Origin of the sequence: Flavobacterium sp. FlaQc-28, assembly GCF_044007415.1 — a bacterium.
In the GTDB taxonomy this organism is placed as follows: Bacteria; Bacteroidota; Bacteroidia; order Flavobacteriales; family Flavobacteriaceae; genus Flavobacterium.
Genome location: NZ_JBIPCM010000014.1, coordinates 13,350 through 28,806 on the forward strand (window position 1 = coordinate 13,350; position 15,457 = coordinate 28,806).

The 15,457-nt window shown below is 31.6% G+C and carries 11 protein-coding genes; 8 read left to right on the forward strand and 3 right to left on the reverse strand.

All coding sequences use genetic code 11. The features are described 5' to 3' along the window. Positions 1-96 precede the first annotated feature (96 nt). Positions 97-2,172: an arylsulfatase gene (locus ACHRVL_RS22760; RefSeq protein WP_395415558.1), complete on the forward strand. Its 2,076-nt coding sequence runs from the start codon at positions 97-99 to the stop codon at positions 2,170-2,172. Positions 2,173-2,294: 122 nt separating this feature from the next. On the opposite strand, the gene pgl is transcribed toward ACHRVL_RS22760, so the two are convergent. Genes pgl through gndA form a run of 3 tightly spaced genes read right to left on the reverse strand, consistent with a single transcriptional unit; the run spans position 2,295 to position 5,961 of the window. Continuing rightward, positions 2,295-3,011, reverse strand: a complete 717-nt coding sequence (gene pgl / locus ACHRVL_RS22765) for a 6-phosphogluconolactonase (RefSeq protein ID WP_395415559.1) — start codon at positions 3,009-3,011, stop codon at positions 2,295-2,297. Next, positions 2,992-4,524: a glucose-6-phosphate dehydrogenase gene (zwf, locus tag ACHRVL_RS22770; RefSeq protein ID WP_395415560.1), complete on the reverse strand. Its 1,533-nt coding sequence runs from the start codon at positions 4,522-4,524 to the stop codon at positions 2,992-2,994. Before zwf ends, pgl begins: the two co-directional genes overlap by 20 nt. Before the next feature lie 27 nt (positions 4,525-4,551). Beyond that, positions 4,552-5,961: an NADP-dependent phosphogluconate dehydrogenase gene (gene gndA, locus ACHRVL_RS22775; protein WP_395415561.1), complete on the reverse strand. Its 1,410-nt coding sequence runs from the start codon at positions 5,959-5,961 to the stop codon at positions 4,552-4,554. A 549-nt stretch (positions 5,962-6,510) separates the two neighbouring features. Here gndA and ACHRVL_RS22780 point away from each other — a divergent pair. The 7 genes from ACHRVL_RS22780 to ACHRVL_RS22810 form a co-directional block, all read left to right on the forward strand. Continuing rightward, positions 6,511-6,993, forward strand: coding sequence for a GNAT family N-acetyltransferase (locus tag ACHRVL_RS22780; protein WP_395415562.1), 483 nt, complete (start codon positions 6,511-6,513; stop codon positions 6,991-6,993). Positions 6,994-7,337: 344 nt separating this feature from the next. Further along, positions 7,338-8,552 carry a tyrosine-type recombinase/integrase gene (locus tag ACHRVL_RS22785; protein ID WP_395415563.1) on the forward strand — a complete coding sequence of 405 codons (1,215 nt, stop codon included), beginning with the start codon at positions 7,338-7,340 and terminating at the stop codon, positions 8,550-8,552. Positions 8,553-8,563: 11 nt separating this feature from the next. Continuing rightward, the gene (locus ACHRVL_RS22790; protein WP_395415564.1) at positions 8,564-9,304 is read left to right on the forward strand and encodes a hypothetical protein; all 741 of its coding nucleotides are present in this window, start codon (positions 8,564-8,566) and stop codon (positions 9,302-9,304) included. 101 nt (positions 9,305-9,405) lie between these two features. Continuing rightward, on the forward strand, positions 9,406-9,687 hold the full coding sequence (locus tag ACHRVL_RS22795) for a helix-turn-helix domain-containing protein (RefSeq protein ID WP_395415565.1): 282 nt from the start codon (positions 9,406-9,408) through the stop codon (positions 9,685-9,687). A gap of 79 nt (positions 9,688-9,766) precedes the next feature. Next, positions 9,767-10,960: a primase-helicase family protein gene (locus ACHRVL_RS22800; RefSeq protein ID WP_395415566.1), complete on the forward strand. Its 1,194-nt coding sequence runs from the start codon at positions 9,767-9,769 to the stop codon at positions 10,958-10,960. A 461-nt stretch (positions 10,961-11,421) separates the two neighbouring features. Further along, positions 11,422-11,823, forward strand: coding sequence for a hypothetical protein (locus ACHRVL_RS22805; protein WP_395415567.1), 402 nt, complete (start codon positions 11,422-11,424; stop codon positions 11,821-11,823). Between the two features lie 401 nt (positions 11,824-12,224). Next, positions 12,225-15,457: Eco57I restriction-modification methylase domain-containing protein (locus ACHRVL_RS22810; protein WP_395415568.1), on the forward strand; the 3,233-nt coding region annotated here is incomplete at its 3' end.

Consider the following 15,457-nt stretch of genomic DNA (forward strand, 5'->3'; position numbering starts at 1 on the left):
ATAAGATGATTGTGTATTTAGCAGTTAAAGATTTAGAACAGTTTCTAAAGTTTTTTAGAGCTAAACATTTTAAGTTAAAAAAATAAATTTTGTAATATGAGTAAAATAAAAATATTGATCTTTTTATGTTTTGCAGTCAGTTCTCTTTTCGCACAACAAAAGCCCAACATCATTTATATTTTAGTTGACGATATGGGCTATGGTGATATAGGTGTATTTTTTCAAAATCAGCGAATGAAAGCTAATGATCGATCAAAGCCCTATCAAATTACTCCTTATTTAGATCAGATGGCCGCTACTGGTGCCATGTTTACACAGCAATATTGTAACGCTCCAGTTTGTGCGCCTTCTAGAAGTTCTTTGTTGACGGGTGTTAATCAGGGAAATGCTCATATTAGAGACAATCAATTCGACAAAGGATTAGAAGATAATCATACGCTGGCAACAGTTTTAAAACAAGCGGGCTATCAAACTATGGCTATTGGAAAATGGGGGTTGCAAGGAGTTGAAGAAACTGGCCCGAATTGGCCCTCACATCCTTTAAAGCGTGGTTTCGATTCGTATTATGGTTATATGAGACACGTTGACGGACATGAACATTATCCAGTTGAGGGTTTGTATCGCGGCAAAAGAGAGGTTTATGACGACTATAATAACGTGGCTGAAGGTTTAGCAAAATGTTATACAACCGATTTATGGACAGCCATGGCAAAAAAAAGAATTGTTGAACACGCAAAAAGCAAAGATGCTTCAAAACCTTTTTTTCTGTATTTGGCGTATGATGCGCCTCATGCAGTATTAGAATTGCCAACACAAGAATATCCAAGCGGAAAAGGATTAAATGGAGGTTTGCAATGGACGGGAACTCCTGGACAGATGATTAATACTGCTTCTGGTACTCCAGATTCTTATATGCATGCAGATTATGCAAATGCTGCTTATGATGATGACAATAATCCAGCGACAAAAGAGGTGCCGTGGCCGGATACTTTTAAAAGATATGCAACTGCCAATCGCCGAATTGATGATGCAGTGGGCGATATACTTCAATTATTGAACGATTTAAAAATAGACGAAAATACACTGGTGGTTTTTACATCAGATAATGGCGCTTCAATTGAATCGTATTTGCCATCGCAATTTATAGGATTTCAACCTACATTTTTCTCTAGCAATGGTCCTTTCGATGGCATTAAAAGAGATTGTTGGGAAGGTGGTGTTCGCATGCCGGTTTTGGCAAATTGGCCCAAACATATTCAAGCTGGAAAAGTTGTTACAACTCCGTCAATGTTATCAGATTGGATGGCTACGTTTGCGCAGGCAGCCGGAGTTATTCCTCCCGCAAGAACTGATGGTGTTTCACTACTGCCTTCATTAATTGGAAAAGGAAAACAGGAGCAGAGTTTAATATATGTAGAATACTTTGAAAATGGAAAAACGCCAGATTTTAAGGACGATAATTCGACACACAAAAACCGTAAACGCGGACAAATGCAAATGATACGAATAGGGGATTACTCAGGAGTTCGCTATGATATTAAATCTCCCGAAGATAACTTCGAAATTTATGATGTTGTAAATGATCCAAAGGAAACAAATAATTTAGCGGTTAAGCCTGAATTCGAAAAAATGCAAATGCAAATGAAGGCTTCCGTTTTACAAACGCGTCATGCAGATACTGAAGCACCTCGCCCTTATGACAATGCTTTAATTCCTGCCGCTAAGATTTCAAGAAAGCTTTTGTCTGGATTCAAAGAAGATTTTTTTGCAGGGGATTTTCTTTGGGTCGTTTCAGAAAAAGGGCTTAAAGCACAATCTAGTAAAATAAGTACTTCTATAAATAGTAAAGCAGAAACAAGTAAAACCGGTATGATTCTTTACAAAGGATACATAAAAGTTCCTGCCAATGGAAAATACAATTTCTCATTGAAAACATCAGGTAAGGCTTATATGCGTTTGCACAATGCTAGTTTGTTTGACGCTGATTTTGGTTATCAATCAAATAAAGAACTGATTCAGGAGGTGAATCTAAAAGAAGGCTATCATCCTGTTTCAATTTATGTACTGAAACAAAGTAAGAGTAATGAAACTATAACCATAAAATGGAAAGGAAAAGAAGCAAGTGAATGGAAAGTTTTAGACGATTCAGATTTATATTATTCAACTAAGTAATCAGAGTCAAAATGAGTTTGTCTATTTGTAAAGCTCTTTTATTAGATTTAGTCCCATATTAAAACAAAAAAGTTTATGCTTTTAAGCATAAACTTTTTAATATTGAGTGTAAAAACAATTTCTTAATTCGTTCCAGCAGCACTTTTATCTACAAGAAACAATAGCTCTCCAGAAACAGGTTTAATTAACTGCATCGGATAAGTTGCTGGATTGTATTCGCCAGTTGTAACTTCTTTTAAAGCTGGTGCTTTTTTCTCTCCAAAAGCAATTACAATGATTTTTTCGGCCTTGTTTATCAGCGGAGCAGTCAGTGTAATTCGGAACATTTTTTGAGGTTCAAGATAATAGGCATCGACCCATTTATTTTGCTCTTGCAATACTGCCTGCCCAGGAAAAAGAGAAGCTGTATGTCCATCATCACCCATTCCTAATAAAATAAGATCAAACTTTCCTTCATCGCCTAAAACTGTTCTAATAGATTGCTCGTAAGTAACAGCATAATCTTCTGGTGTAACGCCATCTTTATACATTTCGAAAATATTTTCTGCAGGAATTGGAACGTGACTTAGTAATGCTGCATATGACATTTTAGCATTACTTAAATCATCATTAAGCGGAACCCAGCGTTCATCTCCCCAAAACACAAAAACTTTACTCCAGTCTATTTTGTTTTTGTAATCGTCAGAAGCTAATAATTTGTAAACTCCTGCAGGAGAAGAACCTCCTGTAAGAACTACTGTAAACTTGTCTTTTTTAGCAATTGCTTTTTGTGCTGCCGCAATAAAAAGATCTGCAGCTGCGATATTAATTTCTTCAGTATTATTGTAAATCTGTATCATCTAAAACTTCTTCTTTTGTTTGTTTATTTGGGATCCATTTGTGCCCTTGGCGTGCCAATAATTCGTCAGCTTCTTCAGGTCCCCAGCTTCCTGCTTTATAATTAGGGAAATTATCAGGCGCTGTAGTTTTCCATACCTGTTGGATAGTATCAATTGCATCCCAAGCTTGTTCCACCTGATCCCAACGCATAAATAGAGTAGGATCTCCTGCCAAAGCATCGGCAATTAATGTTTCATAAGCTTCAGGTGACATTGTCGAGCAGGCAAAATAATCGAATACCATCTCTGCAGGTCTTAAAGAAAGAGATAAGCCCGGTTTTTTAGTCATAAACTGCAGTTTAATATCCATTTCCGGCTGAATATTGATAATCAATCTATTTGGTGTCATACCCTCTTTTCCATAAGAAAATGCCGAATGCGGAACAGGTTTAAATTGTATAATAATAGAAGACTGTTTTTCTTCCATTCTTTTACCTGTGCGCAGATAAAATGGAATTCCCTGCCATCTCCAGTTATCGAGATAAATTTTCATTGCAACGTAAGTTTCGGTATTAGAATCCGGAGCAATTCCTTTGTCTTGACGATATCCGGGAACGGATTTACCTTTTATGGTTCCTGCGTCATATTGACCTCTCACAATATAATGATCAACTTCGTCTGGTTTAATACGTCGAATCGATTTTAAAACATCAGCTTTACGGTTTCGAATATCATCTGCTTCAAGAGAAGCCGGAGCCTCCATAGCAGTCATACATAAAATTTGAAGCAGGTGATTCTGAATCATATCTTTCAAAGCACCAACGCCTTCATAAAATCCGCCGCGTTCTTCTACGCCAACTTCTTCGGCTACAGTAATTTGAACAAAATCAATGAAATTACGGCTCCATAAAGGCTCAAACATCGAATTTCCAAATCGGAAAGCTAAGATGTTTTGAACAGTTTCTTTACCTAAATAATGGTCGATTCTATAAATCTGTTCCTCCTTGAAAGTCTGCGAAAGCATTTCATTAAGTGCAATTGCAGAAGTCTTATCGTAACCAAAAGGTTTTTCGATTATAATACGATCTTGTTTAGGATTGGCAGCAAGACCAATTTTCTTGATATTATTAGAAATAGTAGAAATGAAAGACGGCGTAATCGAAAGATAAAAAAGACGATTAGCTCGTTCTCCAAAAGACTGATCAATAGTATTTATTTTCTCATTTAATCCGATATAAGATTCTTCTTTGTCGATATCAAGACTATGATAAGTAATATGAGAAAGAAATTTTTGAGTTTCTGGGTCCGAAAGACCTTTTTTTCTCGAGAATGTATTTAGATTTTCTAAGACATAACTGCGAAATTCTTCATCGCTTTTTTCTGCTCTTCCAAGAGCAATAATCTGAAACTTTTTTGACATACGGCCATCAAGATACAGATTTTGAAAAGCGGGAAAGAGCTTTCTCTTTGCCAGATCTCCAGTTCCACCAAAAATTACAATGATAGTTGGATTTATATTTTTGAACTTACCCATTTTGTGTGTTGTGTTGTTTAAAGTTCTTTATTCAGACCATTGTGTGTGGAAAACACCAGTTTTGTCAATACGTTCGTAAGTATGTGCTCCAAAATAATCACGCTGCGCCTGAATTAGATTTGTTGGCAGATTTTCAGATCTGTAAGCATCAAAATAAGCTAATGAATTCATAAGTCCTGCCACAGGTAAACCTTTTTGCACAGCAAATTGAATTACATTTCTCATTCCAGCTTGATTATCTGTTAATTTTGAAGCGATTCCAGCATCTAAAAGTAAGTTTGGTAAATCTGCTTTTGTAACATATGCTTTTCTGAAATCCTCTAAAATAGCGGCACGAATAATACAACCGCCGCGCCATATTTTAGCAACCGTTTCTAGATTTAATCCATAATTATATTCTTTAGAAGCAGTATGAAGTTGCGCTAATCCCTGCGCGTATGTTACGACAATCGAAAAGTACAATGCCGATTTTAATGCAGCAATTGCTTCACTTGTGTTCACATCAGTTTGATTTGCATTCCAAACTAATTTAGTTGCAGCTTCAATTCTTTCTGGCTTAGTTTTAGACATATCGCGCATTACAACAGCAGCGTCGATAGTTGGAACCGGAACTTGTAAATCCATCGCATTTTGCGAAGTCCATTTTCCTGTTCCTTTAGATTTTGCCCAATCTGAAATTTTATTGATCAGCGGACTTCCGTCTTCGTCTTTTTGTTTTAGGATTTTTCCTGTAATTTCAATCAAATACGATTTAAGATCATATGTTTCATTCCATTCTTCAAATGTTTTCTGAATTGTATTTTCATCCAAATTATAACCTCTTTTCATTAGGTCATAAATTTCAGAAATCAATTGCATGATTCCGTATTCAATTCCGTTGTGAACCATTTTTACATAGTTGCCGGCAGATCCGTTTCCTAAATATTCTACACAAGGTTCACCCTCTACTTTTGCAGCGATAGCTTCAAAAATTGGACGAAGTCTTTCGTATGCTTTTTGATCTCCTCCAGGCATCATTGCAGGACCAAATCTTGCTCCTTTTTCACCACCAGAAATTCCCATTCCAAAAAAGTGAATTCCTTTAGAAGATAATTCTAAAAATCTTCTGTCAGTATCCGTAAAATAAGTATTTCCGCCATCAATTATAATATCTCCTTTGTCTAAATGAGGAAGTAAACTAGCTATGGCACTGTCAACAGGTTTTCCAGCTGGCACTAAAAGCATAATAGCTCTTGGTTTTTGTATAAGTTCTACAAAATGTTTAACATCGGTAGTCGCTTCAATTGTATGATCAGAATCGGCTTCTTGTTGAAGAGAGTTGACTTTTTCAGTGTCCAAGTCTAAACCTGCAGCCGCAAAATTATGGCTGGCAATATTTAAAAGTAAGTTACGCCCCATTACGCCGAGACCTACAATTCCAAAATCAAATTTGTTCATAGTTTTCAATTAACTAAAATTATTAGAAGAATGTTTTTTTGAAAAAAATGTAAGAGAAAATACAGTAACGTTTTTTCATTCAGTTCTTTGCAGAAAAACAAAAGTTGTTTGAATCTTACGTTTTAAGATTTACCGTGCTAAGTTAGAGAAAAATGGTGAAACAATATAGAATTGACGGTTCTCTTTAAGGCTTTGTGGTGCTACTTTTTTAAGTGTAGAAAATATACTTGTTTTAGTTTTGAGACTATTTTGGAAAATGGAGACTTAATAGTACTTCTATAAAAAAGCCTGAAAAACTTTTTGGTTTTCGGACTTTTTGGAGTCGCTGGGATTATACTTTTTATAACCTATTTGGTTGTTGATAAGTAAATAGCTAAGACTTAATTATTTGTAAATTATTTCTTATATTTATTATCACTGCTTTTTATAATTAATTTTATAACATTATTGCCAACTGAATGAAATATACTTTCAATCTTAAAAAATCAGATTGTTAGGTTAACAATCTAGCGACATGAATAAATAGTTTTTTAATTGAGATAATTTTTTATGAAAATAGCAAAGATAAAATCTTCGGACTACAAAGATATTCAGAGAATATACAACTATTATGTACAAGAAACATTCTTTACTTTTTCAGATGAGTTAATGAAAGATAGTGAAGCTATTCAATTAACAAATGAGGGAATACAATATGCAGGATGCGTCGCTTTAAAAGATGATATAGTTATAGGTTTTGGTATTGCATATCCTTTTCGAGTAGAAAACATTTTTAATAATACGGTAAAATTGACATACTTTTTAAATCCTACTTATTTAAGAAAAGGAATAGGAACTAAAATTTTAAATTATCTTTTTGTAGACTTAAAAGAAAAAGGATTTAAAGAAATAATAGTTAATATATCTTCATTAAACAAAACAAGTATTGAATTTCATAAAAAAATGGGCTTTGTTGAGTGTGGTTTTTTTCAAAACATCGGCACAATTAAAGAACATGAAATTAGCATGGTATGGATGCAAAAGAAAATATAGAAAGAGTAAAAATTATTGTCGCTTTTACTCTTAATGATTATAAAAATTAAAAATTATATGTATTTGGCTGATACTTCTTAATAATAAAAATATCAACCAAAAGTAAAAAAGCCTGTAAACAAAGAGTTTACAGGCTTTTTTGTGGAGTCGCCGGCTATTGAGCTAGTTATACTTTGTTTGATTGTTGATAAGTGATTTCCAGTAAAAACACCCTGTTTTACTGGAATTATTATATTTGTTACTAATGAGTTTTTATAACTAATTATAACATTATTGTCAACTAAATTGTCAACTGAATGAAATACACTTTCAATCTTAAAGAACCTAAAAGCGATAAAGAAACATTGATTTTATTTTCATGCTATTTTAAAAATGAAAATAAAAAATTTGTCTTTTCAACGGGAGAAAAAATTCTTCCTGAAAATTGGGATTTTGAAAACAGATTCCCTTTTGTAAATGGTAAAAAGAAATCAAAGTTTGTTCAAAGTATAAAGCTTCAGTTGAACCGTTATTCTGATTTATTTCTTGAAACTGAAAGCTTGTACAAAAGAATAAACGAGTCTTTCACCTCTAAGAATTTAAAAAAGGTATTTGAAGAAGAGTTTAAAAAAGCTCCCGCCGGGAAAAATGTATTCTTTGATGCTTATGATCAATTTCGAGAAGAAAAAGAAAAAGGTAAGGAATGGTCAGAAGCAACAATTAAGCGCTATAAAAACATCAAGAACATACTTGAAAATTTTGAAAAAGCTAGAAAATTTAAATTAACATTTAGCAAGATTGATGAAGTTTTTCATAGAGAATTTACTTCGTACTGTATGGATGATTTGAAGCATATAAACAATACCTATGCTAGAAATTTGGGGCTTTTTAAAACTTTCATGTTTTGGGCGAAGAAAAATAAATTTACTTACAATGATACTTTTATAGAATTTAAAAAGGTTGAGAGAGTAATTACGAATCAAATTGCACTAACTATAGAAGATTTAAATAAATTAATGCAATATGAATTTAAAAGTGCAAAGCTTGAAAGGGTTCGTGATGTTTTTGTCTTTGCTTGTGTGACTGGTATGCGATTCGGAGAATTATCTTTAGTAAGAAGAAGTAATGTTACTAATGATTTCATATTGCTTAAAGAGGATAAAGATGAAACTAAAGAAACGAGAGAAATACCTTTAACCAATATTTCAAGATATATTTTACTGAAATACGATTATAAACTTCCATTAATAGCCAATCAAAAACAGAATAAATATATAAAAGACGTGTTTGAAGAAATGGAATATAAAAATAAGGTTCAAAAAGTAACAACAAAGGGGAAAGAAAATATTAAGGAAGAAATGTTCTTTTACGACCGAATAAGTACACATACCGCGAGAAGAACCTTTATAACCATGATGAAAAGGCAAGGTAAAAGCGATAAATTGATTGCCTCTATTACGGGACATAATGATATGAAAACTCTAAATCAATATTATCAAATAAGTGAGCCTGAGAAAAAAGAAGCAATGGATCAAGTTTTTGATATTGAAATTCCACTAAAAATAGTTGGAGAAAAATAGTCTATAATATTATGAAAAAACACCCAATTTTATATTTACAAGGATTTAAAGAACAATTTGATGAGACGTTTTTATTTGTTCGATCAGTAGCAGAAAACAAGCAATTTGGTTTCTTTACATTGAGTTTTGCATTGTTTTTCGCGTCAATCTTTTTTATATATCTAGGCTTTATTGTTAACTCTAATTCACTTCAAATATTCTATTTTATTGTTGGTATTTTACTTTTTTTCTTTGCTCTCATATTTATTGTGATTGCTTATTCAGAGAAATTTCCACAATTAAATAAAGGAAAAGTTTTGGATGTAGTGGATAGGAATATTAGTGAAGAATCAATTGTTTTTGATGCTGAATTTTTAGAAAAGCTTTTCAATGTTCTTGAAAAATATAGTATTTATGAAAAAAATAAAGAACGATTTGGTTTACCTAGTTTTAGATTTAAGAGTAAAACACAATTAGCAGTTCTACTAAATTTGATACTGTTTGATTCGCACAGTGAAAACTTTTCGAAAATAAATCAGAAGGTTTTTTTAAAAAGCTTTAAAGAAAATTTTAAAAAGCGTTATAGTGTAGATGATAAAAAATTCAAAGAAGAGATTGATTTCTCGGAATCGTATTTTTCTGCAAATATTAAAAAAACTTTGTTCGATTTTGATAAAAGGAACATTAGTAAGATTGTTGGAGTAAACAAACAATCTGAATATTTTGATTTGTATAATGAATTTTCAAAGATACTTATAGCTGAAAATATCTGATAATTAATAACTATTTGCTTTATCTTACTTTATTACACTTTATCAAGTAAACCAAGAGGTAAGGAGCTATAACATTGCTCGAAATTTAAATCGACAACGTTATGATGCAAAATCCATTTGAAACAATTCAATCTGAATTGAAAGAGCTAAAAGGTTTAGTTACTCAACTTTTAACTAAACCTGAAAAAGACTTATCTAATAATGTTTATACTATCAAAGAAGCTGCAGAACTTTTGCATGTGGATAGTCAGACAATTAGAAACCATATTGAAAGAGGTAATATTAAAGCTTCTTTCATAGGAAGGAGAATTTTAATAAATCATGAGGAATTATTTGATTCTCTTAATGAAGTTAAATCCTTAAAATATAAAAGACAAGCATAGAAAGTGCAATTTCTGTGCTTGTCTTTTTTTAGTAATCTATTGTATATGGCAAATATACAATTAAATCTCTATTGTATAAATGAAAGAATATATTAGAGTAGGGACGACCTACTATAAAAAATCCCTGTACCCTTCTTTATCTGGTGATTCTATTGAGATTTTGGTTGTTTGGTCACCCGAATTAATTAGGCAAGATCATGGTAAAGATGCTCTCTCTAAAGTTGAGAGATATGATGGTTTTATATGCATTCCGGAAAATCGTCCTGAACACTTTCAAAAAAAGATAAAGGATTATTACAACACATATCATCAAATTAGTAAAACGCCATTAAAAGGAGATATTTCTACTACGTTAAAATTTATTGAGCATATTTTTGAAAATCAGTTCCAGATGGGGTTAGATTATCTTCAACTTTTATATTTGAAGCCTGCCCAGATTCTTCCTATTCTCTGCCTTGTAAGCAAGGAGAATAATACAGGTAAATCTACATTCTTAAAGTGGTTAAAAGCAATTTTTGAGTTCAACATGACTTTCTTAACTAATAATGATTTTAACTCACAATTCAATAGTGATTGGACGAACCGATTAATTATCGCAATTGATGAAGTCTTATTTAGAACAGATGAAATGACGGAGAGAATTAAATATTTATCTACAACGAATTCTCATAAAACTGAAGCTAAAGGGAAAGATAAAAAAGAAGCTCATTTTTTCGGAAAATTTATTTTATGTTCAAACAATGAAACTTCATTTATAAAAATAAATGCTGACGAAACTAGGTTTTGGGTAAGAAAATTAAAAGTTTTAGAAAAAAAAGATGTTCATTTTTTAGACAAATTAATTGCAGAAATTCCAGCTTTTTTGGATTTCCTTTCTAATCGAAAATTATCTACGGAAAATAGCTCAAGAATGTGGTTTACACCGCAGCAAGTAAGAACTAAGGCATTGGATAAGCTCGTGAAATTTAATTCGAATAAAATGGAGGTTGAAGTAGGCAATGTTTTAATCAATATATTAGATAGTTTAGATGTAGAAATAATTCAGTTTTGCTTTTCCGATTTATTGAACTTTCTAAATAAGTTTAGAATTAAACATGATGCTAATGAGATTAAAAAAATTATTCGAAATGATTGGAAGTTACTGCAACAATCTAATTCAAATCAATACCAAAAGATTACAATTACAAATGATTTGGACTTCTATCAAAATTTAAGCAAAGGACGATACTATACAGTTTCAAGAGAATTTTTATCTAATATTTTTGATGAATAGATGATAGTGTTATCTTAACTCTTGATATTCTTTAATTTAACTTGTCATCATTTTGTCATCAAAAAAGAAGAGTGATGATAAAAAAGGATGCGATCTAATTTAAAATGATGAATTGATGACAATTTGATGAAACAGGAAACCCAGTAAATAAAAGGACTTAGAAAGTTTTGTCATCAATTCATCAGTTTTTAAGACATTTTTGTATGCTTTGCCCAAAACATAAAATAAGCTTAAAACTGATATGATTTTTATTTCCCTTTGGTTCAATTCTGCGGAGTACAATAAACCGAAGGGAAATAAATTTTTTCACATCACAGTTGAGTAGCAAGGTGTGTTTAGATGCCCCAAAAACCCTAAATTCTTCGAATTTGTTTTTGATGCACTAAACTTCTTGCTCTGCACTTCGTTTCGAGAAATTAAATACTCCGGAGTCGTATTTTTTAAACTAAATATCATAGAAAATGAATAAAGGAGGTAGACCTGAAAAAGAGATTAAACGATCAAATAATAAAAAGGTAATGTTGTCGGATGACGAGTATAAAAAACTAAATGAATTATTCGAAAAGAGTGATTATACAAATATGAACAGTATGATCAGGGATATTCTTCTTAACAATCAGTATAGAATAATAACCTTTGATAACGACGCCAGGATTAAAAAAGGAATTTTAATTGAAGAAGTTCGAAGAATTGGAAACAACTTCAATCAGTTAATTAAAAGTTTCCATCAAAAGAAGTTAGATTATTTTACTAGAACTGAAATATCTTATTTGATTAAAAACATTGATGATATAAAACAAATTTATTCAAAAATAGAAGAGTGCATAAAAAACGATGGCTCAAAACAGGCAACTGAAATTTGAATTGAGCACTATAATTACTTACTTAATTAGTAATGAGGCATTAAATTAAGAAATTAAGAAAGTAAGTAATTACTATAGTAATATATTGCTATAGTACTATAGTATGGTAGTAATATAGTACTAGATATCTATCTCTAATTTATATATTTCTAAACCATCTATAGATTTAGAAAAGCACTATAAGGGAATACGAAAAGGGGTATTTATGATTTTGGTAATCAATTAATACAACTAACTATACTAAAAGAAACTAGAAGAGAGTTATTTCTTTACTATTTACGGTTTTCCTCATTACAGTTCAGTATATATTCAATACTTTAGCATAAATAAAAAGTTTTATTACAAAAAATCCCTTCTTGGATCATTAATTGAAATCAAAACAAAGAACATTCCAAAAATACATGAATACAATATTACTAGAACCTCGTAAGGCACTCAATAAAGCCTTTCTTAAAATAAAACCAAATCGTACTCATATTGAGGATTTCAAAACTAATTTGATTAAGATTTTGGATTCTATAAACGAAAAGGAAAGTGAGGAGTTTCATAAAAATTTGGTTATTGATTTCTTAAAGAAGACCTATTACGATCCTAATTACTCTGTAAATACTAAAGGGCGTAATGATTTGGTAATACATAACGGAAAAGATGCTAAAACTGATGTAGGTGTCATCATTGAAGCCAAAAGTCCTACAAACAAAACTGAAATGATTACTATTGCAAACCTAAACGGGAAAGCATTACAAGAGTTGGTTTTGTATTACATGCGGGAACGCATCACCCATAAAAACATCGAATTAAAACATTTAGTTGTAACTAATATTCACGAATGGTTTGTTTTTGACGCCCAACTTTTCAATAAATTATTTGCAGAGAATAAAACCTTTACAAGACAATTTACTGATTTTGAAGAAGGCAGGTTATCTGGAAAAACTACTGATTATTTCTATAAAGAAATTGCGAAACCATTTATTGAAGGATTGCAAAACACTATTGAATTTGCTCATTTTGATATTCGCAAATATGACAAGCCTTTGCGAAATGCAAATAAAGAAGATGATAAATTATTAGTAGCATTATTCAAATTACTTTCACCTGAGCATTTATTAAAATTGTCTTTCATAAATGATAGCAATTCATTAGATAAAAATTTTTATAGTGAGTTACTTCATATTATTGGACTAGACGAAGTAAAAGAAGGTGGTAAAAAACTAATTCAGCGCCACAAAGAAGGCAAAAGAAATTCAGGTTCTTTATTAGAAAATGCTATCGACCAGCTAGACGGTTTAGATAAAATTTCACGCTTGCAGAATGTTAAGCAATATGGTGATAATCATACAGAGCGATTGTTTAATGTGGCATTAGAATTAACAATTACATGGGTTAATCGTATCTTATTTTTAAAATTGCTCGAGGCACAACTTATATCATATCACAAGGGAGATAAAAGCTATGCTTTCTTAAATTCAAATTTGATTAAAGATTACGATAATCTTAATAGTTTGTTTTTTCAAGTTTTGGCCAGAAAACCTAATGAAAGAAATGAAAGAGTAAGTACTGTTTTTGCAAAAGTTCCTTATCTAAACAGTTCACTTTTTGAACCAACTGACCTGGAGCATGAAACATTATTTATATCACAACTCGAAGATAATGTTACCCTACTGTTACTTTCCAATACCGTAATTAAAGACAATCAAGGCAAGAAAGAGGCAGGGGCAAAAAATCCGCTCGCTTATTTCTTGTCCTTCCTTGATGCTTATGATTTTGCTAGTGAAGGAAGTGAAGACATTCAAGAGGAAAATAAAACGCTGATTAATGCGTCTGTATTGGGCTTGATTTTCGAAAAAATTAATGGTTACAAAGACGGATCGTTCTTTACTCCAAGTTTCATTACCATGTATATGTGTAAAGAAACAATACGTAGAGCCGTTGTTCAAAAATTCAATGAAACCAAAAATTGGAAGCTATCTAATTTTGAAGAGTTGTATGAGAAAATCGAGGACCGGAAAGAAGCCAACGACATTATTAATACTTTAAAAATCTGTGACCCCGCCGTAGGTTCAGGACACTTTTTAGTTTCTGCTTTAAATGAAATTATTGCAATAAAAAATGATTTAAGAGTGCTTCAAGACCATGATGGTCAACGCTTAAAAGAATACCAATTTGAAGTAGTGAATGATGAATTGATGGTAACCGATGAAGACGGTATCCCATATCAATATAATCCGAAAAGCAAAGAAAGTCATCGTATACAGGAAACGTTGTTTCATGAGAAACAAACCATTATTGAGAATTGTTTATTTGGCGTAGACATTAACCCCAACTCTGTAAAAATATGCCGTTTGCGTTTGTGGATTGAGTTATTGAAAAATGCCTATTATAGACCTAAAACCAATGAACTCGAAACCCTGCCTAACATTGATATTAATATAAAATGTGGTAATTCCTTAATAAGCCGTTTTGGGCTGGATATCAATTTGAAAGAGGCTTTAAAGAAAAGTAAACTTTCTATTAATGTTTATAAAAATGCTGTTAACACTTATCGCAATGCCGACAGTAAAGAGCAAAAGCGAGAAATGGAAGAATTAATTGGGGAAATAAAAACCAATTTTAGAAGCGAGATTAATGCTAATGATCCTAAAGTTATCAAACTTTATAAACTCAAAGGAGAATATCTTGTTCTTACTTCTCAAACAGGCCTGTTTGAACTAAGCAAGAAAGAAGAAGTCGAACGCAACAAAAAAGTAAAAGCTGTTTCTGAAGAAATAAAAAGACTTGATATCGATATTGAAGAAATAAAAAGTAATAAAATATATGAAAATGCTTTTGAATGGCGTTTTGAGTTTCCTGATATACTAAACGATAGTGGAGATTTTGTTGGATTTGATGCTATAATAGGGAATCCTCCTTATGTACAATTACAAAAAATGGGACAAGATAGTGTTAGTTTAGAAAAAATGAGTTTCGAAACTTATGCAAAAACAGGAGATATTTATAGTCTTTTTTATGAATTAGGATTTAATATTCTTCGAAAACAAGGAATACTAACCTTTATTACATCTAACAAGTGGATGAGGGCTGGATATGGAGAAAGTTTGCGTAACTATTTTGTAGAAAAAACAAATCCTATTTTGTTAATTGATTTTGGCGGAGTACAAGTGTTTGATTCCGCTACAGTTGACACCAATATACTCATGGGAACGAAATCAAAATATGAAGAGAAAACATATGCATGCTTATTAAACAAAGATTTCAAATCAGATCTATTGGAAGATTTTGTCAAAAACAATTCCACTCCCACTTATTTTAAAAGTAATAGTTGGGTTATTCTCTCCCCTATTGAAAAAAATATAAAAGAGAAAATTGAAAAGATAGGAACTCCCCTAAAAGACTGGGATATTAATATTTATAGAGGGATTTTGACAGGCTACAATGAGGCTTTTATCATTGATGGAAAAAAAAGAGACGAATTAATTAAGGAAGACCCAAAAAGTGTAGAGATTATTAGACCGTTATTGAGAGGACGTGATGTTAAACGATATTCTTATGAATTTGCTGATTTTTACATTATTGCAACATTTCCAAGTTTAAAAATTGACATTGAAGAATATCCGTCTGTGAAACAGCATCTTAT